Consider the following 26,044-nt stretch of genomic DNA (forward strand, 5'->3'; position numbering starts at 1 on the left):
TAGGTGAAGCTTTCTAAGAACTGAGAACTATTTTCACGGTCCAAGCAAGCAAGGTATCCCCCAGGCTATTTCCAGCGATGCCCGTAGAGGGCTGCGCCTTTGGAGCGGGCGTCCACGCGGGCGAGGCGTCTGGCCATACCGGGCTTGAGCAGACGGATGTGGGGAATATCCACTAGGTATTCGGGAATGAACCAAATTGGTTTTTCCGTGGTCATCCAATTGCGTGCGTCGAAACGCGCCAGATTGACCGGCTTGGAATACGTCCGCATGGTGCGCTGACACCGCAGGTTGAAATAATCCTCGAAGTAACTCATCGCCAGCTCGCGCAGGCTGCGATAGACGGGCTCGCGGTAGCGGCATCCGGAATAATTCGACTGGGCCAGCGCACCCCAGTGACCGTTAATCTTGAAGACGGCTACCACGTGGTCGGTATCGTTCACCGCCTCAAAATCTATGACCAGCGGGGGAAATCCAATCACACGCAAAGCGGCGGCGGCGAAAATTGCGCCTTCCAGGCAGTGGCAGGTCCTCTCACGCAGCACCAGCCGCGGCGACCAGGCAGTGCCGGCGAGATGGTATTCCATGCCATCAATGAATTTTTGGATTCCAGCGGGAGTACGCAGCGCGCGCAAGGTGCGGAGTTCACCCGCAGTAAAACCGAAGTCAGGCAATCTAGGCAGGCTCCGTAAATAGTTTTTGAATCAGCAGGTCCGACGTGCTCACAATGGCAAACTCCTCATTCAGGCTGGCAAGAGCGATGTCATGCACCAATTCGGCTGAGTGACGGCGTCCGTCGGGTCCGATGCGGTCAAAAGTCGCGGTTGCATCCGAGGCGACGTACACTCTGAAGCCGAGGTTCGCGCCCATACGCACGGTGGAGGAGACGCAGTGATCGGTGGTCAGGCCGCAAACCACCAGTGATTCAATCTCCAGCTTGCGCAGCTCTTCTTCCAGCGGTGTTCCCATAAAACAACTGTTTACCCTTTTCGTCAATACTGGCTCGCCGGGAAGAGGCTGGATCTCCGCTTTCAAGGCGCAACCGTTGCGATCAGGATGCAGGGGAGAGTTAGGGTTCGTGGAAAGATGCTGGAAGTGGAAAACCGACGCTCCGCGTTCGCGGAAGGCAGCCAGCAATCGCGCAATCTGTTTTTCAGCATCAGGATTGTTGCGCTTGCCCCAAACTGGATCATCGAAACCCTTTTGTACATCCACGAGAATCAGCGCTGTTCGGGAAGTTTGCATGGCTATGTTGATGCCGCCGTTGGGCCTGGGGTTGAAGTTGGATTGGAAGGGCCGTTTGGACCGGAAGCCCCGTGCAAGAGTTCAATCAGCTCAACCGGAGAGTCGAGCAGAACATCTGGCGGAGTTGGCAGAAATGAATGAGGCGCAAATCCATAAGTCACGCCGCAGCTCCAGATGCCGGCGTTGCGGGCCGTAAGCACGTCAATATCAGAGTCGCCAATGAGGATGGTCTCTTCGGGCGCGCAGCCGCTTTCGTTTCGCAAGGTGTTTACGCCCAGCGGGTCGGGTTTTTTTGTGGAGAAACTATTGCCGCCATACACTTGAAAGAAAAAATCACCCAGACCAAGCGCTTTCACGATCTGCCGTGAAGGATTCACCGGCTTGTTGCTGAGTACGGCGAGCCGGCGGGGCGTGCCGTTCTTGTATGCGGAAATTTGCTGCAAGGCGGGCAGAATTCCGTCATAGACCAGGGTATGATCCAGCTTGTGCTCGCGGTAGTAGAGCAGGAAATATTCCAGGGCGCTGCTCAGGAACGCCTGATCGCTGGGATCGCCCAAAGCCCGGCGCACAAGCGTAGGAGCGCCATCCCCGACATAGCCGGCGATGGTCTCGAGCGGCAGCTCAGGCCGGTCAAAGTTCCGCAGCATGGCATTGATGGAATTGGCCAGGTCGAGGCGCGAATCCACCAGAGTGCCGTCAAGATCGAAGATCAGAAGCTTGAGCTTTTCCCGCGGGATGGGGCGGTTGAATTTGATCACTATCCTTATTTGTACCATGGGGAAGCCGAAGTGCGGATGGCAACACCCCGGATAAACGAACCAGAGTACAATCAATTTTTCAACTCTGAATTAAAAAATTTTTATCGGCCCAAAATTCTTTCCGCCCTTGCCGGGCCGATTTACAATAAAGGGTAACTTTAAGACTTTCAGAAGACAGTCCGGCACCAAGTTTTCCTTAAAGGATGATGATGGCCACTACGAAGGCAGAGCCGAAATCCTCAGCGGCGACCCAAATTGCGGAGGCCCCCTCCAGCAAAGCAGAAAAAACCTATCACGGACTTACCCGCAAACAGATCGTCGAGATCTATCGCTTGATGTTTCTCTCCCGCCGCATAGACGACCGGGAGATCATGCTCAAGCGCCAACAGAAAATTTACTTTCAAATCTCGGGCGCCGGGCACGAGGCGCTGCTGGTGGCCGCGGGCATGGCGATGAAAAGCGGCTATGACTGGTTCTATCCTTATTACCGCGACCGCGCCCTGGTGCTCACGCTGGGCATGACGCCTTACGAATTGCTGCTGGATGCCGTAGGAGCGGGCGAAGGTCCATCGGGTGGACGGCAGATGCCATCGCATTGGGGGGCAGTGAAGCTCAACATCGTGAGCCAGTCTTCACCCACGGGTACACAGCTTTTGCAGGCAGTAGGATGCGCCGAGGCAGGACGTTATTTTTCCCGGCATCCGGAATCCGCCAAAAAACATGATGGCGATTACCGCGCTTTCAAAGACGTGAAATTCTACGGAGACGAGGTGACCTATGTCTCCTGCGGAGAGGGCGCAACCAGTCAAGGTGAATTCTGGGAGGCATTAAACACTGCTTCCAACCAGAAATTGCCCGTGCTCTTTCTGGTCGAAGACAACGAGTATGCCATCTCGGTCCCGGTCGAGGTGCAAACTCCGGGAGGCAGCATCTCGCATCTCATCGCGGGATTTCCCAACTTTCATCTGGCGCAGTGTGATGGCACCGACCCAGTGGTGAGTTATTCGGTCCTCACGAAGGCAGTCGAGCATTGCCGTTCGGGAAAAGGCCCGGCGCTGGTGCATGGGAAGGTGATTCGTCCATATTCGCATTCGCTCTCCGATGATGAGAGGTTATACCGGCCCGAAGCAGAGCGGCAGAAAGATGCGCAGCGCGACCCCATTACGCGCATGCAGATGTTCCTGATCCGGGAAAATATTCTGGATGAAAACAGCATCAACAAGCTGGAAAAACAAGTCGACGAGGAGATTCAAGAGGCCACCGACCGCGCCCTGGCGGCAACACTGCCGGCCAGCGGCTCATGGAAGAATTTTATCTATTCGCCATATATTGATCCGGCTTCTTCTTCTTTTGCCACCGAACCCGTGCGCGAGGGTCCGGAAAAAACCATGGCCGATCTCATTAACCTTTGCCTGCGCGATGAGTTGCGGCGCGATCCGCGGGTCGTGGTTTTTGGAGAAGATGTTGCCGATTGCAGCCGCGAAGAATATCTGAAGCAAAAACAGGTGAAGGGCAAGGGAGGCGTCTTCAAGCTTACTGCCGGCCTGCAGCGCGAGTTTGGCTCCGAGCGGGTCTTCAACTCGCCTCTGGCTGAGGCCAACATCGTTGGCCGCGCCATCGGCATGGCTACGCGCGGACTTAAGCCCGTGGCCGAGATACAGTTCTTTGATTACATCTGGCCTGCGATGCACCAGCTTCGCAATGAGCTTCCCGTAATCCGCTGGCGCTCGAACAATAATTTTTCCTGCCCCATTGTGTTACGCGTGGCCATTGGCGGTTATTTGACCGGGGGCGCGATCTATCATTCGCAGAGCGGTGAGAGCATCTTCACCCATATCCCAGGATTGCGGGTCTGCTTTCCCTCGAATGCGCTTGATGCGAACGGGCTTCTGCGCACGGCCATTCGCTGTGACGATCCGGTGCTGTTCCTGGAACACAAGCGGCTCTACCGCGAACCCTTCGGACGCGCACCGTATCCCGGGCCGGATTTCATGGTCCCCTTCGGACGAGCGCGCATCTGGAAAGAAGGCCGCGACCTCAGCCTTATTACCTACGGCGCGGTTGTGCCGCGCGCGCTGCAAGCGGCACAGCGCCTGGAACGCGAGCAGGGTGTGAGCGTCGAGATCGTTGATTTGCGCACGCTCTCCCCGTATGACTGGGAGGCGATTGTCAGAACGGTGCGCAAGACCAGCAAAGTGATCGTGGCTCACGAAGATATGCTCAGCTTCGGCTACGGCGCGGAGATTGCCGCACGCATTGCCGATGAGCTCTTCGACGACCTGGATGCGCCCGTCCGGCGTGTGGCCGCCCACGATAGCTTCGTTGCCTATCAACCGGCGCTGGAAGATGAAATCCTGCCCCAGGCGGAGGATCTCTACAAGGCGATGGAAGAGCTGGCGAAGTATTGAGCGATCAGCAGTCAGCACTCAGCGTTCAGCCGGGATGGCCATCAAAATCGAGTATCGCTACGACTCGGGCGACGTTGATGAGGCCCTTCACGCGGTGCGTTCGCGTGCGTGGAAGAAAGCGCGGGTCAGGTTTCTTTTCATAACAGCGCTGCTTTTTCTCTGTTTTGCCGTTTTTCTTTGGCTGGATCCGCTCAATCCTGCACTGTTTCTGCTCCTTGGAATTTTCCTTGGAATGATGGCGGTTACGCTTGCGGCCTGGCTTCGGGCGAAGAGGATGAGCAAAGGGATCTGGAAGGCCTATCCTGTTATGCAATACAAGTTCACGGCTGAAATTGAGCCTGAATGCATTAAGACCACCTGCGATATCGCTTCGAGTGTGCGGCGGTGGGAGAGTTTTACCGGATACTTCGAGAGCGCCAACCTGTTCCACATTCAGGAAGGCTCACGCGTGCTTTGGATTCCCAAACGGGCTTTTGCCGGCGAAGCTGAAGTCAATCAGATGAGAGAATTGTTGCGGTCGAAGCTGAGTCAGACACCGGCATAGCGTGTGCGCTAGCCAATCTGGTGTTCAATTCTGATTCCTCGTTTTGCCATTTCCTGCAAGAACTTCTGCGCGGGCACGTCGGTTTCCTGCTTGATGCCGCCACGTTTGGTGATTTCGCCTGATGCCATCATCATTACTACGATCGAGGCCGGCCAGGCGGTGGTGCGCATCATGGCGGTCATTTGGGCGGCGGGATCGTAATAATCCACCAGGCTGTAGGAAGCCACGCTCCCGTTGCGGTGTGCTTCCACGCGCATGATGCAGATGTCAGGCGCGTCGCTGGTAAATTTCTCTACAAAGAGTTTGGCCGTCAGTTCACGGGGAGCGAGCTCGTTCTTGCCGATTTTCATCTTGCTGTTCGAGAAAAATCCCAGATCATAGAGCGAGCGAACCATGGCGTAGTGTGAGGGGGTGCGTAGAGTTTTCTCAAAGCACTCACCCACGCTTCCGGCAAAGGTTTCGGGCAAGGTTGATGTTCCCCCGGAAGTGTGGAAGGCGGTGAGTTTGTCAAAGCCTGCAATATGAAAATCTTCCGGCTCGGTCAGTGGCTCGATTTTTGCGATCTTGCCACCACGAAGCACCAGGGCGGGCTCCACGTATTCGTTGATCAATCCTTCGACCGAGAAAAGCAGTTGGTAATGAAAAGGCGGTTGAGGATCTTTGGGCAATCCACCGACATAGATTTTGAGCGCATCGGCTTGGCCTCCGATCTGGCGCATCAGCTCTCCGCCCAGGATAGAAGCCATGCCGGGTGAAAGTCCGCAGTCAGGAGCAATGGCCACACCCCGCTTGTGCGCCTGACGCCCGAGCGCGTATTCCTGGCGGACAACAACATTGTTGCCGCCAAGGTCTGCGAAGTGGCACTTAGCTTCGATGGCGGCTTTGCAGAGTCCAAGATTATAAAAATAGGGAACTGCCGAAAGCACAGCATTGTGGCCACGCATGAGTTTCGCAGCAGCAGAGTGGCTGGCGGCATCAATCTTGGCGGGGCGAATCTTTTTACCATCGGCCAGTTTGTTCAGCCGCGTGGCTTGGCGTTGCGCGCGTTTGAGATCGCAATCAGCCAGTGTGACCGTCTCAACCAGTGGCGAACGCGCCATATCATAGGCCGCCGCCGAACCCATCATGCCTGCACCGATGACAAGAAGTTTCATGGTCTCCAGATTATCGGAAGAACGGGATTTTCACCACGGCGGCACGGAGGCACGGAGAAATGCTTACCGCGGATTTCACGGATCACGCGGATTTAAGCAGCAGAATGGTAAGCATGGCAGAATTGTATCCGGTATGCTCTATTGAGGAGATGAAACTATGCGATGGCTTTTGCATTGGTTATTCAGCGCCGTCAGTTTGCTGGTCGTGGCGCATTTTGTCCCGGGATTTTACGTAAAAGGTTTTCTTTATGCGCTGCTCGCCGCTGCCATCATCGGGCTGGTGAACGCAACCCTAGGATTATTTCTCAAAATCATAACCTTCCCGATTACTATCATCACGTTTGGCCTGTTCCTGATCGTGATTAACGCGTGCATGCTGAAGTTTGCCAGCTTCTTTACACCGGGTTTCGTGGTGCAAGACTGGTGGGCGGCGTTGTGGGGAAGCGTGATCTTGAGCGTATTGCATTTTATCTTCCGCCTGCTTACGCGCAAGGAAAAAAAGGACAGTGATTGATTGCGCGACTAAGGTTGTTTTTTCGGATGGGGGCTGTCACTGCAATGAAAATTCGTCAGGAGTCCACTCTTTGAAAACTGTCCTGACTTTTTCCAGGGATATTCCTTTTTTCGCGAGCAGTTCGGCAGCGGCCGATTTCTCCCGGAGAATGCCAAGAAGCAAATGCTCTGTCCCAATATGTTTGTTCGACAGAGCATCGGCTTCCATCGTTGTATAAGCGAGTATTCGTTTACTGGCATTATCGAGAGGAAGATCGGTGTCTTTGGGCAAGGCTGGGCGAACCTCTGCATCTCGTTTTATTTCACCTTCGAACCAAGAATCCCAATCGAGCGAGAGAAATGAGCGCACGGGAGTATTTTGGTCAAAGATTAGACCCAGTAACAGATGCTCTGGGCATATCGCCGATGCTCCGAGTTGCTGAGCATGCCAACGGGCGAAGAAAATCACGCGACGGGCGCTCGGGGTATATCTCGGAAAAACCGGAGTTTTTAAAGGCGGAATCTTTTTGCGTGTCAAATGCGTAAATATCCAGAGCGAGGCTACCATCACGACGACTATCAAAATGGGGTACATAAACTTGAGTCTCTTGTAACCTTATAACAGCCTGAAAAATCCTCCATGAAGCAGACCGATCATTTTCTCAACTTGAGAAAAGCCTCGACCGCATTCTTATATTTGTCCCCGCCGACGATGGCGCAATCCTCGTGACCTGCGCCCTCGATCAACACCAGTTGTTTCGGACCTGTTGCCACCTGGTAGAGCTGTTCGCTCATGTGGAAAGGGGCGAGCTCATCGCTGGTGCCATGAATGAACAGGATGGGAATTTTAATAGAAGGCACTTTCGAGAGTGAATCGAATTTCTGTGTCAGGAGTAAATGGATGGGAAAGAAGGCATACACATGCTGGCGCCGAGACATGTCTTCAATCGAGGTGAACGTGCTCTCCGCGATCAGGCCGCCAGCTTCGGGATGGTGCGAGGCCAGATCAATGGCAATTGCGCCTCCGAGGGAATGGCCGTAGATGATGATCTGCTCGGGCTTGATTTTTTGCTGGTTCACAAGGTATTGCCATGCGGCTTCGGCATCCTCGTAGACCCTGGCTTCGGAAGGGAAGGGACCGGTGCTGCGGCCGTAACCGCGGTAATCAATAATAAGGACCGATGCCCCAAAGTTGCGCAGACGCACCGCATGTTCAAGGTTGCTGGCGATATTGCCACCATTACCATGCAGGTAGAGCAGCACACGGTTGGAAGAAGAATTGGGCAGCCACCAGCCGTGCAGCTTTCCGGGTGACGAATTTCCCGAAGAAGCCAAATTTTCCTGCGTCGAGAAGGGAACTGGGACCCAGGCATCCTGAAAGGGGACCCGGAACGGTGCGGGAGTGAGGTAGGTAGCGCCGCTGGGGAAGAATATGAAGTGTGCCTGATCAAACCACAAGACGCCGCAAAGGCCTATGTAGAGAAGCGAAAGACCGATTGCCAATCCACGAAAAATTCGCTTGAGAGATATTCGCGGAGGTTTTGCGGAAACAGGGGCGGGCGCCGCAGACTGAGTTTCAGATAAAGGGCGCATGAGTTGTCGTTATCCCATGCCCAGGTCGGCAGGCGCTTCCAGCGGTGTGCCGCAGACCCGGCAGATTACAGCGGAACAGTCGCCGCAGATCAGCGGATCGGTGACTTCGCACGCACACGTGGGACAGTACAGCGGAACCGGTTCAGATGCTGATGACATGATGCGATGGGGAAACTGTAGCATAAAACTATGGGGAATGTTTTTCGCGCTGGCCTGCTTTTTGAAGTGGAAAACCAGGGTGGAAATTGGAGGAAATTTGAAGATGTCAACGGAGCAAGGTGGCTTTGATTTAGAATCCTGCATTCTGCTCAAGGAACCATCTGTGACTCGACGGCCACCATCGCAATCGCTGCGAATTGCCATAGATACCGGCGGGACCTTTACCGATTGCGTCTGGCTGGAGCAGGGCCGTCTGCGCTTACGCAAAGTATTCTCCACGCCGGCAGATCCTTCACTGGCCATTGCACAGGCGGTGTGGAAGATTGCCGGTGAGCGAGATTTTGTTCTGCTGCATGGCACCACCGTGGGGACCAATGCTTTGCTCGAGCGCAAGGGCGCGCGGGTGGCCCTGGTTACGACCAAGGGATTTACCGACATCATTGAAATCGGCCGCCAGGCGCGTCCTAAGCTTTATGATTTCTTTTTTGATGCGATTCAGCCCCTGGTCCCATCGGACTTGCGTTTTGGCGTGGCGGAGCGGACAGATTGCACGGCGAAAATCCAGCAAGCCCCTGATGCCGGCGCGCTGAAGGAGCTTGCACGCAACATCGGGAAGAGCAAAGTTGAAGCCATAGCCATCTCGCTGTTGTTTTCATTTGCCAATCCAGCCAATGAGCAGGCCATCGCCACGGCACTTGAACCCCTGGGCCTGCCGCTGTCACTTTCCCATAAAATTCTGCCCGAATTCCGCGAGTATGAACGCGCCAGCACGGTGGTGATGAACGCTTATTTGCAACCGGTCATGCAGCGCTATCTGCAACTTATAAGACAAAGACTGGCGAGTGACAAAAGTGCGAGCGAAGCTGGGGCCAGCAAAACGAAAATTTTTGTGATGCAGTCGAGCGGAGGCATCACGGCGCTGGAGTCGGCGGCGCGGGAGCCGGTGCGTACGGTGCTCTCCGGACCAGCCGGAGGCGTGATGGGAGCGGCCTCCATGGCGCGGCGCAGCGGCTTTGAGCGGATTATCGCGTTTGATATGGGCGGCACTTCGACCGATGTTTCTCTAGTAGACGGCGAGGCGCGACCGGCAACGGAAGGCACGGTTGCCGGACTTCCGGTGCGGGTTCCCATGCTGGATATTCATACCGTAGGCGCAGGCGGAGGTTCGCTGGCGCGCTTTGATTCTGCCGGAGCGCTGCGGGTGGGGCCGGAGTCGGCTGGGGCCGATCCTGGGCCGATCTGCTACGGACGCGGCGAGTTGCCTACGGTCACCGACGCCAATCTTCTTTTGGGAAGATTGCGTCCCGAGCAGTTTCTTGGCGGAGATTTCTCACTCGACCTCGAGCGCACGCGGAAAATTACAGCCGCATGGCTCGGTCAGCAGCATCAACGGCTCACGCTGCAAGCTTTTGCTCAGGGCGTGATTCGAGTCGTGAATGCAAACATGGAGAAGGCGATCCGGCTGGTCTCGATTGAGCGCGGCTATGATACCCGCGAATTTATCCTGGTTGCATTCGGCGGCGCAGGAGGGTTGCACGCGTGCGAACTCGCGGCTTCTCTGGGTATTCCGCGCGTGCTGGTGCCGCCCCTTCCGGGTGCGCTTTCCGCTTTTGGGATTCTGGCCAGCGACGTGGTAAAAGACTACTCCCGCACCGTGTTGTGGAATGTTGTGCGGCCCGAGAGCTCATCTGAACTGAAGAGGCAGTTGCGCGCCGAGTTCGATCAACTGGAAGCGACGGCCAAGCGGGATTTTCAGACTGAGGGATGGAAAAAAGCAATTCAGCTCAAGCGCAGCGCCGACCTTCGCTACAGAGGCCAGGGGTATGAGTTAAACGTGCCGGTGCATGATTTAAACATCGCTCCGTTAGTTAAGGCCTTCCACGGTGAGCATCAGCGACGCTATGGTTATGCTCATCCAGAAAGAGAAGTTGAAATCGTTACGCTGCGCCTGCGGGGCGTGCAACCTGCACAGTTCAGCGATTTCAAAATCCAGGAACGGGAAGCGGGTAAGGCCGCAGAGAAGAAAGGTGTGCTGCAGCGGGCATCTCTGAAGAAAAACCGTGTCTATCGCGGGCCTGCGATCGTAACCGAATACAGCGCCACAACTTATGTACCTTCAGGCATGAAGTTTCATGTGGATTCGGTAGGGGCGCTGGTGATTGAAGTTAACTCACCACAGAGGCGAAGTTAACCCACTACAGGGGCACAGAGAAGAACGTTAAAGCATTTGGCGCTTAGACTTAGCCAAAGACTTTCAGTCATCAGCGATTATTCAATCGGCGTGAGCGCTGCACACTCCTCCGCTGTATATGGTGTATTTCGGTTGGCGATGGCTTCGAATCGAATTACACCGTCAACCGTGGAACAAAAACCTCTTCTGCCCGTCCTGTCAGGCACCATCGGTAGCGCGCTGATGACGTATTGCTGATGAGGCCGTTGTTCGTCTGCCTGAATCACAAAGCGGTAGCCAGTTTTGGTGCACCATTGGTCGCCCGTGCAGATTAGTCCCGTAATCAAGCAGGCATGCTCGGCCGTGCTGTCGGCTTCGCTGCCGCAGGTCCCGCCTGGACCTGGACCCAATGTTGCAATATCCGGGGCGTACCCTGTGTTGGCATAGACTGTCTGGTACTGAGCTTCGGCTGAGATCAACGTTCTTACCATGCTCACTGCGCTGGCCTCATTGGCAGAAGTGCGTGCGCGGATCAGGCTGTGAATGGCGATGGCGGCGATAATCAGAATGAAGGGAATGAACAGAATGTTGAGATAACCCAGAATCAGGCCTGTCAGCGCTATACCGTCGCCCTTCAGCCGCCCCATGCTCTTACGGATATTCGAACGTGATATGTGCCCGAGAATGATTGCAGGAATACCCGTGAGGATATTGAGGCAGAGCAGAAGAGACAGAATGCCCAGAACCATGCTCGCGATCGCCTTGCCGTCGGTTCGGGCTCCCGGCAGCGGAGCACCCGGGATTCCTGTAGATGAAGGAGCTTGGGGCGCATTGATCCGGCGCCCGCATTGCGGGCACATGGTATATCCCTCGGGGACATTGGCGCTACAATTTGGGCAGAACATCGCTGGCCTCGCTGAAATAAATGAAGTCTGCCAAAGTTATAGGATGTCCCGCGAAAAAGCAATCCAACAGGAGCCTTGAAAGTCCACCAGTTTTGCATAACCGGGCAAAATTCCATAATCTGTAAGCCAGCAGGCATATCCAGATTGAGAGTGACAGATGAAAGTCGCCATACAGGGTGAACTCGGTTCCTTCAGCCATACGGCTGCACGGCAGCTCGCGCCCAAGATGCAGGTGCTACCCTGCACGGTCTCACGCGATGTGTTTGCCGCTTTGAAGAAGGGCAAGGCACAAGCGGCAGCGATTCCCATTGAAAATTCTCTGGCGGGTTCTGTGGTGGAGCATTTAGACCTGATGCTCGAACACGATTTCTGGATCGAAGCGGAGATGCGCCTGCGCATAGAGCACAACCTGATTGCCGCGCCGGGGGTCTCGCTCGGCCAGATCAAGCGGGTGCTCTCTCATCCGGTGGCCCTTGATCAGTGCCGTAAATTTTTTCAGCAACACCGGCACATTCGTCCCGAGCCCTTCTACGATACGGCCGGAAGTGTGAAGCACGTCCTGGAGAACAACTTGCGCGATACGGCCGCCATTGCTGCGCACAGGGCGGCGCAGCAATACGGTGGGAAAATTCTGCAGTCGGGCCTGGAAGACAATAAACAAAACTTCACGCGTTTTTTCCTGATTCGCAAGGGACGCCGGGTTGCGCCACGCGCCAACAAGACCTCGATTGCCTTTGCGGTCAAGAACATATCCGGGGCGCTGTTTAAAGCGCTAAGCGTGTTTGCACTGCGCGAGATCAGCTTGAGCAAGATCGAATCGCGTCCGGTGCCGGGACGCCCCTGGGAATACGTCTTTTATGCCGATCTGTTATGCGGGCAGGAGCTGCGGGCGGAAAAGGCGTTGGGCCATCTGGCTGAGATTTCGGAGTTTGTGAAGGTCCTGGGCATTTATCCAGCAGCCAAATAGTAACGGTTAAGCGTTGCTCCGCGTGCTTTAACTCAAGTACAATCACTTCCTCTTTGGAGATGGGTTGACCCTGCGTTTGCATCTTTTGGGTGGCTGACCTCATCCATATCTCGAAAGGAAAGCCAATGGCGGACCAAACACGCAAAATTGAAGGCAGCGCTGAAGTCAAGTTGCCGCAAACAGAACAATCGTATCCGGTGTTGCCCGTGCGCGATACCGTTCTATTCCCGCATGCAGTGCTTCCGCTCACCGTGGGCCGCGAGAGTTCGGTGCAACTCATCAGTTCGCTGGGAGAGGACAAGACCATCGTGGTTGTCGCCCAGCGTGAAGCGCGAGTCGATGTCCCTCAGCCCACCGATTTATACAGCGTCGGCACCCTGGCCACTGTGCATAAAGTGGTCAAGATGCCCAACCAGAGCTTATTTGTATTCACAGAAGGATTAGACCGGGTTCGCCTGCGCGAATTTGTGCAGCTCACTCCATTCATGCGGGCCGAGGCGGAAGTGATTCCCGAACCCACTTCTCCCCCGACAGCAGAGATTGAGGCATTGCAGCGCAATGTGCTGACTTTGTTTCAGCAGATCGTGGCCGCTTCGCCTACGCTCTCCGATGAATTGCAAACCGTGGCGATGAACATTGAAGAGCCCGGCCGCCTGGTGGATTTTATTGCATCCTCTCTGCCGCTGCTTTCCACCAAGGAAAAACAGGACCTGCTCGAAATTCAGGACGTTCGCATCCGGCTGGATAAAATTCACCAGCACCTGGCCAAAGAACTTGAAGTGCAGCAGTTGCGTAACAAGATTCAATCTGAAGTACAGGACCGGGTGCAGCAGTCGCAGCGCGAGTTCTATCTGCGCGAGCAGATGAAGGCGATCCAGAAAGAGCTGGGTGAGCAGGATGAAACCCAGCGCGACGTAGAAGATCTGCGCCAGAAGATCGAAGCTTCCGGCATGCCGGAAGAGGTCAAGAAAGAGGCGATGAAGGAGCTGAATCGCCTGTCGCGCATCTCTCCGATGGCTGCGGATTATTCGGTGACGCGCAACTATATCGAATGGCTGGCGGTGCTGCCGTGGAGCAAGTCGAGTGGCCAGGAAGTAGACATACTCAAAGCCAAAGAAATTCTCGACGAAGACCACTATGACCTGCAGAAGGTCAAAGACCGCATCCTTGACTATCTTTCCGTGCGCCGGTTGAAACCCAGCATGAAAGGACCGATTCTTTGCTTCGTAGGCCCGCCGGGAGTGGGCAAGACCTCTTTAGGAAAATCCATTGCACGTGCGTTGGGCCGCAAGTTCCAGCGTATGTCACTGGGTGGATTGCACGATGAGGCGGAGTTGCGCGGGCATCGCCGCACCTACATCGGAGCATTACCGGGACAGATCATGCAAGGCCTGCGCCGGGCAGAGACCAACGATCCGGTCTTTATGCTCGATGAAGTGGATAAGCTCGGGCGCGACTTCCGCGGCGATCCGGCCTCGGCGCTGCTCGAGGTTTTAGACCCCGAGCAGAACAGCACATTCCGCGATAATTACCTGGATGTGCCCTTCGATCTTTCGCGCGTGCTGTTCATCTGCACCGCTAATATGCTTGATCCCATTCCGGAACCGTTGCGTGACCGCATGGAGATCATAGATTTACAGGGCTACACCGAAGACGAAAAAGAGCACATTGCCTTCCGCTATTTGATTCCACGCCAGATCGAGGCCAACGGCATCACAGCGGAACAGATTGAATTTTCAAAAGAGACGATACGTTACCTGATCCGCCACTATACGCGTGAAGCGGGCGTGCGCAACCTGGAGCGTGAAATCGGGACCATGTGCCGCAAGCAGGCGCGCCGCATTGCCGAAGGCAAGGCCGAAAAGCTGGCCGTGACGCCGCAAGTAGTCCAGGAGTTTCTGGGTGGCATCAAAGTACGCATTGATACCGAGATTGCCCAGCGCACTCAGCGCCCTGGCGTGACCGTGGGGCTGGCCTGGACTCCGGCGGGCGGTGACGTCCTGTTTATCGAAGCCACCATGATGAAGGGCAAGGGCGGCTTCACCATGACCGGCCAGATTGGGCATGTCATGCAGGAATCCATGCAGGCCGCGCTGACCTGGGTGCGATCGAATGCAACCCAATTGGGAATTCAGGAAAACATCTTCGCCGATCACGATATACACATTCATGTGCCGGCAGGAGCGATTCCTAAAGATGGCCCGTCGGCCGGCGTCACTATGGCGACCGCGCTGGTTTCATTGCTGACCGGACGACGCCTGCGGCCGTATACCGCCATGACCGGCGAAATCACCCTGAGCGGTAATGTGCTGCCCGTCGGCGGGATCAAAGAAAAGGTGCTTGCTGCCCGGCGCGCTGGCGTGCATGATGTGATCCTGCCGGCTGAAAATGAGACCAACCTGCGCGAAGACCTGACGCCGGAGCAACTTGAAGGCGTAAATGTCCACTTCGCCAAGACGATTGAAGAAGTCCTGGCTATCGCGCTGCCTTCCAACCCGGCGGAAGAAAAGAAAGACGATAAAGCACGGGAAGAAGTGCTGGTGCGCGCGTCGTAATCCTTGCGTAGAGACGTAGCATGCTACGTCTCTACCAATCCCATTTCCGCTCGACAAAAACAAGGTATGCTGTATCCATGAGGGTTCGCGTGCTTTTTTTCGGCCTTCTTACCGACGTGGTTTCACGCCGGGAAGAGGAAGTGGATTTAAAAGAGGGTGCGTGCATCTCAGATCTTATTGGGCATTACACCGCCGCATTTCCCCAGTTGCGTCCATTGCTTCCTTCCGTTGCCGTCTCGGTGAATCGTGAATATGCTCCAGCTTCGACCGTGTTACGCGACCAGGATGAAGTCGCGCTGCTGCCTCCGGTGAGCGGCGGAAGTGGTCCCGTACGCACAGAGGTAGCGCGGGTTGAGATTGTGCGTCAAAAGATTGATGTTCAGCTTATTGCCAATGCACTGAAACACGCTTCTGACGGAGCCTGCGCGGTCTTCGAAGGGATTGTGCGCGACAACACGCGTGGGCGGCGTACGCTCTACCTGGATTACGAAGCTTACGAGGAAATGGCGTTGAAGCAAATGAGCGAGCTGCGCGAGCAGGCACTGCAGAAGTTTGCCGTCCGGGATATTGCTTTGGTCCACCGACTTGGCCGGCTTCAGATTGGCGAGACCAGCGTTCTCATCGTGGTCGCTTCGGCGCACCGTGCAGCCGCTTTTGAGGCCTGCCGCTGGCTGATTGACACTCTGAAGAAGACGGTCCCAATCTGGAAGAAGGAATACTTCGAAGATGGAGCGGTCTGGGCGGATGGAGACCCCTTTCCACCGGAAATTTCCACCGCACAAAGTAACGCTACGCCGCCAGGCGCATCTAAGTGAGCAGACTACTTTACATATTGGCTATGCGATCCAGATTTATTGCTCTTCTTTTAGGGGAAATAGTTTTGGCGGGCGCCGTTTGGTGCCAGACGAACGCGCAGACCAACGCTCCAGCCAATCCCCATGCTCCAGCCAACCCTGGCGGCAACGCGGAGCAATCCGTTACTCCGGATATTAAGATTGATGTAAAACTGGTGGACGTTTTTACCACAGTGACCGACTCCAATGGCGCTCCGGTGGCGAACTTGAAGCAGGAAAATTTCCAGGTCTTCGAGGATGGCATCCCACAGAAAATTGCGATTTTCAGCCAGGAGCCGGCGCTGCCGCTCTCAGTGGTCCTGGCCATTGATACCAGCCTGAGCACGCGCATGGACCTTCCTTTTGAGCTGGAGTCCGCCCGCCGATTTGTGCACAGCATCGTGCATGGAGAAAGAAAAGACACGCTTGCGCTGTATTGCTTTTCGCAAGATGTCCAGGAGATGGTCCCTTTTACCTTTGATGTGCAGCGGATTGACCGCGCCATCAACCACGTTCGAGTGGGCAGCTCCACGTCGCTGTATGACGCAGTCTATCTGGGTTCCCTGGCCCTGGAAAAAAGACAAGGACGCAAGGTCATGGTGGTGATTACCGATGGCGGCGATACCGCCAGCCAGGTGGATTACCACGATGCGCTGCGCGAGGCCCAGCAGGCGGAAGCGTTGCTGTACTCCATTATTATTGTTCCTATTGAGGCCAGCGCAGGACGCAACACCGGAGGAGAGCACGCGCTCATTCAGATGTCCCGTGATACCGGCGGCAAATACTACTACGCCGATTCCATTACCCGGCTCGATCAGGCTTTTCGTCAGATTTCCGACGAGCTGCGCAATCAGTATCTGCTGGGTTACTATCCCAGCCAGAGACTTGCAGACTCGGATTTTCGAACTATCGAAGTGCGTGTGTCATCGTTATCTCCGGGCACTACGAACGCGCAGCTTATTGTGCGCAACCGCAGCGGATACTACACCTCGAAGTCGCATTGAGAAGGGAACTGTTAGCTCTTGGCTCTTAGCCGTTAGTTGGCTCGCTACTGGCTGACTCGCTGCTCTCAATATAGAATTGTGGCTGTGAATCGCAGGCCTAATCCCTTCACCATCAAGAAGCCCAGATCTGTTCCCCCGGCTGAGACCGGACAGGAAGCGGCATTTTTGCGTTCGCTTGGCGAAAACCAGGCGGCCGTGACTGTCAGACTGCTCAGCGGAGAAACCGTCAACGGCTGGATCGAGTATTACGACGAGAAAATGGTGCGGCTTACGCGCACCGATGCTCCCAATCTTTTTATTTATAAAGAGCAGATTGCCTACATCGTTGAAGCAGAAAAAAGCGAGCAAGCGTAAGTTTTATCTCTGGTACGTTCCCATCAATTCAGCTTTGCCCAAGACGTGGACCTGCATGGCGCTCTCTACCTGTTGCTTGCCGGCTCCGGACTTAAGGTTCAACTTCGCATCAAGCGCATAGAGCTTGAAAAAATAGCGATGGGGCTTTCCTGGCGGCGGACAAGGACCGCCGTAGCCGGTCTTTCCAAAATCATTGATGCCTTGCGCCCCGCTTTGAGCGAGGCCCGCCTGTTTAGACACTCCTTCCGGGAGCTGGCGCAGGCTTGCGGGCAGATCGTAGGCCACCCAGTGGGTCCATGTGCCGGCGGGCGCGTCGGGATCGTCGGCAATCAAGACAAAACTTTGCGTGTTGGCCGGCGGTTCAGCCCATTGCAAAGCAGGAGAGGTATCGGAACCTTCACATGAGAACTTTTTGGGAATCGCTCCGCCACTCGAGAAGGAAGGACTTTGCAATGAAAATGACATGTTTGAACCTCCCGATGCTTCACCTGATATTGAGGAAGAAGATTTCTGTGGATTAGTTGCTTCGCCGCCAGATTGGCAGCCGGCAAGCAGCAGGATGAAAAAGAGAACACGCACCATGTGGGCGATGTTTGTTGAGGGAATAGGAGCACCGTACATGTTTGTGCCTCCGGGTTAATAAGGACTGCGCATCGCTGCTGTCGAGTTATGGATTCACCGCTACACAGCCGAGGACGGCTGTGCCACACAATTGTCTTGCCATCTGTTCATACGTCTTCAAACACAACCCTATTGTTGTAATGCGAATTCAGTTCCCGATCAAGCGAAACTCTTTTACATTAGATTCATGTCTTCTGATTTCGAGTTTGTTCCGCGGGCCGCAGAAATTGCACGTGAGGGCGGCGTGCTGCTGATGCAGTATTTTGTCCAGAATGTCGCCATTGAATACAAGGGCGACGCCGATCTAGTTACCATTGCCGACCGCACCTCAGAGAAGTTGCTGGTTGAGCGCATTCATGACACTTGGCCGCAGCACGATATTCTCGGCGAAGAGGGGACTTCGACCAAGTCAGGCAGCGACTATCGCTGGTATGTTGATCCTCTGGATGGCACCACGAACTTCGCCCATGGATATCCTGTTTTTTGCGTTTCTCTCGGCCTGGAATATCGCGGGGAGCTGATCGCCGGTGTGGTTTACGATCCTACGCGAGATGAACTGTTTGCGGCCGAAAAGAGCAAGGGCGCCACGCTGAACGGCAAACCCATCCATGTTTCAAAGACCGCCAAGCTGGCGGAGAGCGTCCTGGCAACCGGGTTTCCCAGCCACAAACGGCACAAGAACCCGAACATTCATTTCTATCATCAGCTCACCCTGCGCTCGCACGGAGTCCGCCGCGCCGGGTCCGCCGCGCTCGATCTTGCCTACGTAGCCTGCGGACGCTTCGATGGCTTCTGGGAGTTCAACCTCAACCCGTGGGACACGTCGGCAGGGGTCGTGCTGGTACGCGAGGCGGGCGGTGTGGTGGAAAATTTTTCAGGCGGGCCGTTTGATATCTCGAGCCGGGAGGTGCTGGCCTCCAACGGATTGATCCACGAAGAGCTGCTGAAAAATTTCCAGGAGATCTTCGCCGGCCGCGGTCTGGCTGAACTTCCCAGCCCGGTGGAGTACGCCCAGCAGCGCAAGAAATAACGGTTTTACAAGTCCTTGCTATCGTTTGTGGTGTCCAATATGATGTGTCAATTCCATGAACCAGCAAGTGCGGAAGTCCGTTCTGTGCACCCTCTTGGCGCTCGTAGGGTATTCGAGCGCACAAGCCCAGCGGATCCACATTGAGGAAATCGGGCTGCGTGGCTACTATTCAACCTCTACACCCACGCGTATCAGGCTTCACGTTGACCCCCCGGCTGCATCATCAGGCCGCTCGCTCCTGATCAGAATCAAGGTAGGGAAGAAAACGAGCTACCCGACGCGGGAGGATATTTTTACCGCCAAGCTGGATTCACCAGGGCCGCAGGAGCTGGAGCTGCCCTTTTTTATCTATACCGCCAACAACTACGAACACGAATATGTACAAGCAGATTTATTGTACGAGGATGAAAAACAGGTCATCGCCTCCGATACCGCGGAGTTGGGACATAATGGCGCCAACACCCTGATTGCTATTCTTTGTAACGGCAGCTCCATTAACGACAACGCCATTTGTAATGAGACCCAAGCCCAGGTCCTTTTTGGCGGGACGGAAGAGGAGCGAGATAAAAAAAACCAGAACTTCAAATTTGTACTGCTTAAAGGGGGAGAGTCCCCTGATGCATGGTGGGGTTATGGCTCTGTGGATACGGTCATTCTGGCTGCGCCCATCACCAGCTTGTCTGAGCTGCAGCGCAGCGCTCTGGAGCAACACCTCCGCCAGGGCAGTACGCTTGTCGTGCTGGAAAAGGAGATCGCCGACGATAATTTTCTTTCTTCGTACAGAAAGGGAGACAGTTCAGCAGGTGCAATCGTCGTCGGGGCCGGGAAGCTGCTGCTGGTGCCCAGCCTGGGTTCAAAAGAACTCGAAGACACGTTTTCCGGAGCAAGTTTGAAGCGCGCTATGGGAGAAAGAGTTTATTGGAGGGTGTCTCAATTACCAGATGAAGGCTTAACCTGGGGACTAAGCTACTGGGCGCAACACCTCTGGGCCACGCATTTTACGTTTCCCCGGCTTCTCTGGGTCTTAATTTGGCTGGGGGTTTACACGATCATCGTTGGTTTTGTGAACTTTGCCATTTTGCGGCGGATGCGGCGCAGAGAGTGGGCCTGGGTGACAACTCCAGTACTGGCGCTGCTGTTTGCGGCCGGGCTTTACGCGGGCAGCGATTTCAAGCGTCCACGGAATTTCTCGGTTGACGAAGTTGTGCTGCAGTGGATGGATGAACAGAGCCCGCTGGCAGCTTCTCAAACGCAACTGCGCATTTCTTCTCCCCGGGTCCAGGAGACGACGTTAATTGCGCCGGGCCCGGCCATCCTCATGCCACCCTCGAGTGGGCAGAGGCCTCAGGCCATCATCAACATGGAAAACCACGAAGATTGGGAGCCTGGTTGGGATATCCGCATAGGCGCGCAGCAAGGGATTGACCTTCCTTTGTTGCGATGGGATTTCCGGGACCTGGATTTTCGGGATTTTGTTCAACTACCGGGCACCATCCACAGCGACAAGCCGGGATACATAAGAAACGAAACTGGCCGTTCCTTTGACGACGCGATTTATGTTGATAAAAATTCCAAGATCTTTCTTCTGGGTGCGGTAGCTGCAGGCAGTGAAGTTAATACCGCATCGGCCCCATCCAGGACCTATTCCGATTTTTGCAAATGCAAACAAGAGTCAGATGTTAAGGAGGAGCATACAGTTGGGGCGCCTTCCCTGGAAGACGTCGTGGCATCAGCGCTCGGCAGAGACGATAAGGAATATTTTGTTGGCCTGTCGCGAGAAAAACCCACATGGGAGCCAGAGCTCGAAGGAATCACACCTGACCGTAACCGGTTCGTGATTACTATCGTTGCCTTGGGTAGACCGCATGATTGAAGTCCGCAGTGTGAAGAAAAAATACAGCCGGGTCCAGGCGCTCAACGATTTTTCCCTGCAAGTGCCGCGCGGTGCCCTGTTTGGGCTGGTGGGGCCCAACGGGGCAGGGAAAAGCACGCTCCTCAAGATTTTGGCCACACTGATACGCCCGGATGCGGGCGCAGCCTTGATTGATGGGAAAGACGTTAGGCGCAACTCCCGTAGCGTGCGCACGATCGTAGGCTATCAGCCTGATATTCCCGGTTTATACCAACAAATGTCGGTGGAGCAATACCTGGAATTCTTTGCGGGGGCGTTTCATCTGCGCGGGGAGCAGAAAAAAGACGCTGTGCGCCGTGCTCTGGAGCATTCCGGTTTCGAGGACCGGCGTCATGACGAGGTAGAAGCGCTTTCTTTTGGCATGAAGCAGCGACTTCTGCTGGCCAAGACGCTTATCCATAATCCGCGCGTACTGCTGCTCGACGAACCGGCCACAGGCCTCGACCCGCTGGCGCGTATCCAATTGCGTGACCAGTTGCGGGCTTTGCAGCAAGGCGGTGTGACCATACTCATTTCTTCCCACATTCTGAGTGATCTTGAGGATATTTGCACCGACGTGGTGTTTATCGGCGCAGGGAAAAATATTTCCTTGCCTAACGGGGTGAGAAGAGAGGCGAACGCGGAGAGCGGCAGCTTATTGTGCGAGATGGAAATTTTGGGGGAGGCTTCTTCCGCTTCTCGCGCAGCAGAAACATTTGCCGGGGCCAAGGTCATGAGAAGCTCGGGAAAGGCATTGCAGGTGGAAATTTCCGGAGGCGAGGAACAGGCCGCCGCCTTGCTGCACCACCTGGTGACGGCAGGCATCGCCGTCACGCGCTTTACCAGCCGTGGACCGGGACTGGAAGAAGTATATAAGGATATTTTTGGAGGTCCGCACCCGTGAATCCGATGATCTGGAAAGAGCTGCAGCAACGAATGCGTGAGCGCAGGGCTTGGCTGCTGCCGACGATTTATCTCCTGGTCTTAGGCGCAATCGTTACGTTTGTGTACTACACGACGGTTGTGGAGGAAAGCAGGTATTCTCAGCACGAATTGCGGGGAGCCGAGATCGGCGTCGCGATTTTCTTTGGTACGGTCTACGCGCAACTCGGCCTGCTGCTTTTGATTGCTCCGGCGTTAAGCGCGGGGAGCATTACCATCGAAAAAGAGCAGCGTACACTCTCAGGCTTGCTGACTTCGCTGCTGACCTTGCTGGAAATCTGGTGGGGGAAATTTGTCGCCTCGCTCCTGCTGATGGTTTTGCTGCTGGTTGTTTCACTTCCCGTATTGAGCCTCGGTCTCGCCATGGGAGGATTTGGCGTTCGCGAGATGACCATGGCTACGATAACGACACTGATCATTGTTGCCAGTATGAATGCCGTCGGATTGTATTGCTCCTCCCTCTTCCAGCGCAGCATTTATGCCACTACCGTCAGCTATGCCGTTACGATTGCCCTGGTGGTACTCACTGCTGTCGCCGCTGCCATGTGGCAATCGAGCCACAGAGGTTTGGGACAAGATGAGTTTGCTCATTTCAAAGTATGGTTGTATCCCAACCCCTTCTTCTTTTTGACACTGGCTTTTGCTCCGCAATCAAAATTGTTTCCTGATTGGTATATTTCCGCCGGGATTTTCGTATTGATCGGAGTATTGGTAGGCGCGCTTACCCTGCTTCAGCTTCGCCGCGCCGGCGAAAAAGTGTAAAGCAAGATGTGTACCGGCAAGGTTCTAGCTTCGGTTGTGATGTTTTCAACCGCTCTATGCTGCGAGAAAATGCCTGTGAAACCATTGCGGCTGGCTGATAAGATTACGAAAGTAGCTGGAAAAAGGGCCAGCGACTAAAGTCATCTACTGAGGCCTTCCTCCCCCTTTTATATTCACATGTTGAAGCCCAAATCCAGGAAGCAGACTGTCGGAAACAAGGAACCAATGAAAGGCCAGCGCGTCAATTCTCGGGTCCGTACCGAAGACCGGCGTGCGCCCTTCAGAAAACTCCCGCTGGTCCTGTACCGGCTTGCCATGCCGGGTGGGGTATTGCTGCTGATCACGGGAGTGCTGGTGCACATGGGATACCTCGCGGGCGCTGAAACTCCCTTCGTGCGTTTTTATACTTATTTCGTCTTCGGGATAGGCCTGCTGCTGAGCGCGTTCTTCAAGCGCAGCCGCCTGTTTTTTGCCATGCTCGTGGTGGTGCTGGCGGAGCGCACACTGACCTGGTTCGCTCCGGGATTTTTGTCGGCCAAGGAGAGCAAGACAGCAATTGAGGCCATCGCCTTGTTGCTGCCCATCAATCTGCTGGCGCTGGCCTTCGTGCGCGACCGCGGAATTATTTCGCGCGCGGGAAAACAACGAATCGCGGTGGTCGCGTTGCAGATCGTTGCCGTCGCGATTCTCTGCAAGCCGGCGCAAGCCTACGCCGCCACCCTGCTGGATCCTAACTTTGTAGACAAGCGCTTTCTGGAATGGAGTAATATTCCTCAACCTGCGTTGCTGGCGTTTATCGTGGCGGGTGTGGGCATGATCATTTCGCTGATTCGCCGCTATCAACCGGTGGAAAGCAGTCTCTTCTGGGCCCTGGTGGCGGCCTTCGTGGCATTGCAAACGGGAACGAACCATCTTGCCGGCCTCTATTTTGCTACCGGGGGGCTGATCCTCATCATTGCAGTGCTTGAGACCTCGTATGCAATGGCCTACCATGATGAACTTACCCAGTTGCCCAGCCGCCGGTCCCTGAATGAAACCCTGCTCAAGCTTGGCGACTCCTACGTCATCGGGATGCTGGACGTAGATCACTTCAAGAAATTCAACGACAGTTACGGCCACGAGGCGGGCGACCAGGCACTACGCATGGTTGCCTCCAAGCTGGCACGCATTGCCGGTGGCGGCAAGGCATTCCGTTACGGTGGAGAGGAATTCACCGTGGTTTTTCCCGACAAATCCCTGGGAGAGGCCTTCACCTATTTGGACACGATGAGAAAGATAATTGAGCAATCTCTTTTTACCGTTCGTGGAAAGGACCGGCGCAGGCAGGGGAAGGACGGTAAAACCACTCAAACCGGGCCCCGGGAAGTTGAAGTCAGCGTGACTGTAAGCATCGGCGTTGCCGCGCGCGATGAGGAAAGAACTACACCCGAGCAAGTGATCCGCTTTGCCGATAAGGCGCTCTACAAGGCCAAAGCCAAAGGCCGCAACCGCACGGTTGCCGCCAAACCTGCCAACGAAGAGATGCGCATCGTAAGCATCCTGTAAGCAGTTTTATCGGATGAATCAATCCCTACCTTTGCTAGAATTTGACTGTGGTACCTCTCCTCACTGAACGCAGGATTGAAAAGCGTCCTGACCGGGTGACTTTGCAAGGTCGCATACTTTTTCTTACCGAAGATCCCGAACTGATCAAAAAGCAACTCGCCGGCTGGGACCTGCCCTGGGACACACAAAATCCCGGTAAAAATCCCAAGCTGCGCGACGATATTTCCACCGACGAGATCACGCCTGCGCACTACTGTTTTTACTTTGACCAGACGCTGGGAGAAATTCCCTATTTGGGATTGAAGTGTGGCGGAGAGGTTCCCATCGGCCGCGGAGATATCAAGCGCGGCGGATTTGTGGCCTCGGTGAGCGGCAAGCGGCGGGGCAAAGGCTCCAGCCGCGAGCAGTCGCCGTATGCCGAGATGTGCGCGGGCATACAGCTCGTGATTGCGGAAAATATTGAGCGCATCTACAAGCAGAATTGCCAAAATCTGGGCGTGCTGACTTCGATCAATTTCTTCCTGATTGATAAAATCCGCGCCGGCACCGAGATCCTGTTGAGCGAATTTACCCGTGGCGAAGATGAGATTACGCGCCAAGTCATTGAGTATGGTGGCCTGTTTCCCTTCAACGTGGCCCGCATGCAGAAGAAGGTTTTTCTGCCGCCGATTACGACCAACAAGCGAGCGATGACGCTGGCAGAAAAGATATTTGCCCGCCACATGATCGCCGAAAACGGCGAAGCCGGTGTGCCTTCTGTGAAGCCCGGCGATACTGGATTTGCCCGCACCGATCTGCGCTTTAGCCATGAGTATGTGACTCCAATGGCGGCGATCTTCTACGAGCAGTGTGTAGGAAAAGATGTTCCCGTGAACGATGCTGCATCAGTCATCTTCTTCCGCGACCATCTCACGTTTCTCGATGAGGTCATCTCAGAAGAAAAAAAGAAAATGGGACTGCTCGACCTCGCAACCCAGCTCAAATTGAAGCAGATGGAGTTTGCCAAATCGCAGGGCATCAAGCTGCACGGCGAGCTGAAAGACCGCAAAGGTTCTGAAGGCATTTGCCACTCCGTGATCGCCGAAAGTTATGCTTTACCGGGGCAATTGAACGTGGGCTCGGACTCGCACACTCCCCACGTCGGTGCTGTAGGATGCGTGGCCTTCGGCATCGGCACCACTGACGTTTTTAATTCCTGGATTACGAAGGACGTTCGCGTGAAAGTGCCGGAGTCGGTGAAAGTTGTGATCCGCGGAAAGCGGCATCCGAATGTGACGGCCAAGGATTACATTCTGGCTTTGCTGGCGATGGATTACATCCGCAGCGGCAAAGCCCTGGCCAAAGTCATGGAGTACTCCGGCGAGGCCATCGAGGCTCTGGGCGTGGATGAGCGCGCCACCATGACCAACATGGCGGCCGAGATCGGCGGGTTCACCGGCATCGTAGCTCCCGACGCGAAGGTCGCGGATTTTCTTGCCGAGCGCCGAGGCCTCGAACGCTCGCGCGTAAACGCGATGATGGAAGGTCTGTACAGCGATCCTGGCGCCGAATATGCCCACGTGATTGAGCTGAACGCGGATGAAATCTATCCCATGGTGGCGACGCCGGGCGATCCGGGAAACGGCAAATTTATCCGCGATCTGCATACGCCGGTCCCCGTGGAAATTGCCTATGGCGGCACCTGCACCGCCGGCAAGAACGAAGACATGGATATGTACGCCATGGTTTTGCGCGACGCGCTACAGCAGGGCAGGCGCGTGGCTGACTCCTGCAAGTTTTATATCCAGTTCGGTTCGCAAGAGACGCGGGAATACTGCGTGCGTAAGGGCTACCTTGAAATTTTTAACCAAGCCGGCGCCATCGTCATTGAGCCCAGTTGTGGCGCCTGCATCAATGCCGGGCCCGGGGTTTCAACGCGTCCGGAGCAGGTGGTCATCAGCGCGCAGAACCGCAACTTCCCGGGCCGCAGCGGTCCGGGGCAGATGTATCTGGCCAGTCCTCTGACCGTGGCGGCCAGTGCCGTGGCCGGATATATTGTGGAATATCAACCGGCCCAGCAACTGCAAGCAGCATAAGGCGGCGAATTTCCCAGGTTGGAAGCCGGGAGCCGGAAGC

24 protein-coding genes are annotated in these 26,044 nt (G+C 55.2%); 16 read left to right on the forward strand and 8 right to left on the reverse strand.

Features of this window, described 5'->3' with window-relative positions; translation table 11 throughout:
- Nucleotides 1–65 precede the first annotated feature (65 nt).
- From VK738_07400 to VK738_07410, 3 genes are read right to left on the reverse strand one after another with little or no spacing between them, the layout of a single operon-like run.
- Nucleotides 66–671 (reverse strand): hypothetical protein, encoded by a 606-nt coding sequence (locus tag VK738_07400; protein ID HTD22463.1) that lies wholly within the window; start codon nt 669–671, stop codon nt 66–68.
- Between the two features lies 1 nt (nt 672).
- Nucleotides 673–1,242: a cysteine hydrolase family protein gene (locus VK738_07405; GenBank protein ID HTD22464.1), complete on the reverse strand. Its 570-nt coding sequence runs from the start codon at nt 1,240–1,242 to the stop codon at nt 673–675.
- Between the two features lie 2 nt (nt 1,243–1,244).
- Nucleotides 1,245–2,000, reverse strand: coding sequence for an HAD-IA family hydrolase (locus VK738_07410; GenBank protein HTD22465.1), 756 nt, complete (start codon nt 1,998–2,000; stop codon nt 1,245–1,247).
- Nucleotides 2,001–2,209: 209 nt separating this feature from the next.
- Here VK738_07410 and VK738_07415 point away from each other — a divergent pair, with 209 nt between their 5' ends.
- Nucleotides 2,210–4,408, forward strand: a complete 2,199-nt coding sequence (locus VK738_07415; GenBank protein HTD22466.1) for a dehydrogenase E1 component subunit alpha/beta — start codon at nt 2,210–2,212, stop codon at nt 4,406–4,408.
- A gap of 34 nt (nt 4,409–4,442) precedes the next feature.
- Nucleotides 4,443–4,952 (forward strand): YcxB family protein, encoded by a 510-nt coding sequence (locus VK738_07420; GenBank protein HTD22467.1) that lies wholly within the window; start codon nt 4,443–4,445, stop codon nt 4,950–4,952.
- 8 nt (nt 4,953–4,960) lie between these two features.
- On the opposite strand, the gene VK738_07425 is transcribed toward VK738_07420, so the two are convergent.
- Entirely contained in the window at nt 4,961–6,106 is a 1,146-nt protein-coding gene (locus VK738_07425; protein HTD22468.1) for a saccharopine dehydrogenase C-terminal domain-containing protein, read from the reverse strand.
- Between the two features lie 157 nt (nt 6,107–6,263).
- Between VK738_07425 and VK738_07430 the strand changes: the two genes are divergently transcribed.
- Nucleotides 6,264–6,620 (forward strand): phage holin family protein, encoded by a 357-nt coding sequence (locus tag VK738_07430; protein HTD22469.1) that lies wholly within the window; start codon nt 6,264–6,266, stop codon nt 6,618–6,620.
- A 36-nt stretch (nt 6,621–6,656) separates the two neighbouring features.
- Here VK738_07430 and VK738_07435 read toward each other — a convergent pair whose 3' ends face one another.
- Entirely contained in the window at nt 6,657–7,193 is a 537-nt protein-coding gene (locus VK738_07435; protein ID HTD22470.1) for a Clp protease N-terminal domain-containing protein, read from the reverse strand.
- A gap of 59 nt (nt 7,194–7,252) precedes the next feature.
- On the reverse strand, nt 7,253–8,101 hold the full coding sequence (locus VK738_07440) for an alpha/beta fold hydrolase (protein HTD22471.1): 849 nt from the start codon (nt 8,099–8,101) through the stop codon (nt 7,253–7,255).
- 88 nt (nt 8,102–8,189) lie between these two features.
- Between VK738_07440 and VK738_07445 the strand changes: the two genes are divergently transcribed.
- Nucleotides 8,190–10,541 (forward strand): hydantoinase/oxoprolinase family protein, encoded by a 2,352-nt coding sequence (locus tag VK738_07445; protein ID HTD22472.1) that lies wholly within the window; start codon nt 8,190–8,192, stop codon nt 10,539–10,541.
- A 77-nt stretch (nt 10,542–10,618) separates the two neighbouring features.
- On the opposite strand, the gene VK738_07450 is transcribed toward VK738_07445, so the two are convergent.
- On the reverse strand, nt 10,619–11,380 hold the full coding sequence (locus VK738_07450; GenBank protein HTD22473.1) for a DUF4190 domain-containing protein: 762 nt from the start codon (nt 11,378–11,380) through the stop codon (nt 10,619–10,621).
- A 202-nt stretch (nt 11,381–11,582) separates the two neighbouring features.
- Here VK738_07450 and pheA point away from each other — a divergent pair, with 202 nt between their 5' ends.
- The 5 genes from pheA to VK738_07475 all read left to right on the forward strand — a co-directional run bounded on the left by pheA (nt 11,583) and on the right by VK738_07475 (nt 17,138).
- Nucleotides 11,583–12,392, forward strand: coding sequence for a prephenate dehydratase (pheA, locus tag VK738_07455; GenBank protein ID HTD22474.1), 810 nt, complete (start codon nt 11,583–11,585; stop codon nt 12,390–12,392).
- A gap of 125 nt (nt 12,393–12,517) precedes the next feature.
- Entirely contained in the window at nt 12,518–14,947 is a 2,430-nt protein-coding gene (gene lon / locus VK738_07460; protein HTD22475.1) for an endopeptidase La, read from the forward strand.
- Nucleotides 14,948–15,036: 89 nt separating this feature from the next.
- A complete protein-coding gene (locus VK738_07465) occupies nt 15,037–15,762 on the forward strand; it encodes a molybdenum cofactor biosynthesis protein MoaE (protein ID HTD22476.1) in 726 nt (241 codons plus the stop codon).
- A gap of 65 nt (nt 15,763–15,827) precedes the next feature.
- Nucleotides 15,828–16,784 carry a VWA domain-containing protein gene (locus tag VK738_07470; GenBank protein ID HTD22477.1) on the forward strand — a complete coding sequence of 319 codons (957 nt, stop codon included), beginning with the start codon at nt 15,828–15,830 and terminating at the stop codon, nt 16,782–16,784.
- 84 nt (nt 16,785–16,868) lie between these two features.
- Nucleotides 16,869–17,138: an RNA chaperone Hfq gene (locus VK738_07475; protein HTD22478.1), complete on the forward strand. Its 270-nt coding sequence runs from the start codon at nt 16,869–16,871 to the stop codon at nt 17,136–17,138.
- Nucleotides 17,139–17,141: 3 nt separating this feature from the next.
- On the opposite strand, the gene VK738_07480 is transcribed toward VK738_07475, so the two are convergent.
- Nucleotides 17,142–17,603, reverse strand: a complete 462-nt coding sequence (locus VK738_07480; GenBank protein HTD22479.1) for a YbhB/YbcL family Raf kinase inhibitor-like protein — start codon at nt 17,601–17,603, stop codon at nt 17,142–17,144.
- Between VK738_07480 and VK738_07485 the strand changes: the two genes are divergently transcribed.
- From VK738_07485 to VK738_07515, 7 genes are all read left to right on the forward strand, one after another.
- Nucleotides 17,602–17,778, forward strand: a complete 177-nt coding sequence (locus VK738_07485; protein ID HTD22480.1) for a hypothetical protein — start codon at nt 17,602–17,604, stop codon at nt 17,776–17,778. The two genes, VK738_07480 and VK738_07485, sit on opposite strands and share 2 nt — an antisense overlap.
- Before the next feature lie 168 nt (nt 17,779–17,946).
- Nucleotides 17,947–18,789: an inositol monophosphatase family protein gene (locus VK738_07490; protein HTD22481.1), complete on the forward strand. Its 843-nt coding sequence runs from the start codon at nt 17,947–17,949 to the stop codon at nt 18,787–18,789.
- 55 nt (nt 18,790–18,844) lie between these two features.
- Nucleotides 18,845–20,662: a hypothetical protein gene (locus tag VK738_07495; protein HTD22482.1), complete on the forward strand. Its 1,818-nt coding sequence runs from the start codon at nt 18,845–18,847 to the stop codon at nt 20,660–20,662.
- Nucleotides 20,655–21,584 carry an ABC transporter ATP-binding protein gene (locus VK738_07500; protein HTD22483.1) on the forward strand — a complete coding sequence of 310 codons (930 nt, stop codon included), beginning with the start codon at nt 20,655–20,657 and terminating at the stop codon, nt 21,582–21,584. Before VK738_07495 ends, VK738_07500 begins: the two co-directional genes overlap by 8 nt.
- A 5-nt stretch (nt 21,585–21,589) precedes the next feature.
- On the forward strand, nt 21,590–22,384 hold the full coding sequence (locus VK738_07505) for an ABC transporter permease subunit (protein ID HTD22484.1): 795 nt from the start codon (nt 21,590–21,592) through the stop codon (nt 22,382–22,384).
- Between the two features lie 225 nt (nt 22,385–22,609).
- Nucleotides 22,610–23,929, forward strand: a complete 1,320-nt coding sequence (locus tag VK738_07510; protein ID HTD22485.1) for a GGDEF domain-containing protein — start codon at nt 22,610–22,612, stop codon at nt 23,927–23,929.
- A 47-nt stretch (nt 23,930–23,976) separates the two neighbouring features.
- Nucleotides 23,977–26,004, forward strand: coding sequence for an aconitase family protein (locus tag VK738_07515; protein ID HTD22486.1), 2,028 nt, complete (start codon nt 23,977–23,979; stop codon nt 26,002–26,004).
- The last annotated feature ends 40 nt before the right edge of the window (nt 26,005–26,044 follow it).

It is taken from the genome of Terriglobales bacterium (assembly GCA_035487355.1).
Lineage (GTDB): Bacteria > Acidobacteriota > Terriglobia > Terriglobales > Acidobacteriaceae > QIAW01.

Coding starts and splice junctions, on each gene's coding strand:
- VK738_07445 (HTD22472.1), top strand. CDS start 8,190: ATGAGTTGTCGTTATCCCATGCCCAGGTCGGCAGGCGCTTCCAGCGGT.
- VK738_07420 (HTD22467.1), top strand. CDS start 4,443: ATGGCCATCAAAATCGAGTATCGCTACGACTCGGGCGACGTTGATGAG.
- VK738_07485 (HTD22480.1), top strand. CDS start 17,602: ATGTTTGAACCTCCCGATGCTTCACCTGATATTGAGGAAGAAGATTTC.
- VK738_07510 (HTD22485.1), top strand. CDS start 22,610: ATGAAAGGCCAGCGCGTCAATTCTCGGGTCCGTACCGAAGACCGGCGT.
- VK738_07450 (HTD22473.1), bottom strand. CDS start 11,380: ATGTGCCCGCAATGCGGGCGCCGGATCAATGCGCCCCAAGCTCCTTCA.
- VK738_07490 (HTD22481.1), top strand. CDS start 17,947: ATGTCTTCTGATTTCGAGTTTGTTCCGCGGGCCGCAGAAATTGCACGT.
- VK738_07430 (HTD22469.1), top strand. CDS start 6,264: ATGCGATGGCTTTTGCATTGGTTATTCAGCGCCGTCAGTTTGCTGGTC.
- VK738_07480 (HTD22479.1), bottom strand. CDS start 17,603: ATGTCATTTTCATTGCAAAGTCCTTCCTTCTCGAGTGGCGGAGCGATT.
- VK738_07435 (HTD22470.1), bottom strand. CDS start 7,193: ATGTACCCCATTTTGATAGTCGTCGTGATGGTAGCCTCGCTCTGGATA.
- VK738_07505 (HTD22484.1), top strand. CDS start 21,590: ATGATCTGGAAAGAGCTGCAGCAACGAATGCGTGAGCGCAGGGCTTGG.
- VK738_07495 (HTD22482.1), top strand. CDS start 18,845: ATGAACCAGCAAGTGCGGAAGTCCGTTCTGTGCACCCTCTTGGCGCTC.
- VK738_07415 (HTD22466.1), top strand. CDS start 2,210: ATGGCCACTACGAAGGCAGAGCCGAAATCCTCAGCGGCGACCCAAATT.
- lon (HTD22475.1), top strand. CDS start 12,518: ATGGCGGACCAAACACGCAAAATTGAAGGCAGCGCTGAAGTCAAGTTG.
- pheA (HTD22474.1), top strand. CDS start 11,583: ATGAAAGTCGCCATACAGGGTGAACTCGGTTCCTTCAGCCATACGGCT.
- VK738_07405 (HTD22464.1), bottom strand. CDS start 1,242: ATGCAAACTTCCCGAACAGCGCTGATTCTCGTGGATGTACAAAAGGGT.
- VK738_07425 (HTD22468.1), bottom strand. CDS start 6,106: ATGAAACTTCTTGTCATCGGTGCAGGCATGATGGGTTCGGCGGCGGCC.
- VK738_07500 (HTD22483.1), top strand. CDS start 20,655: ATGATTGAAGTCCGCAGTGTGAAGAAAAAATACAGCCGGGTCCAGGCG.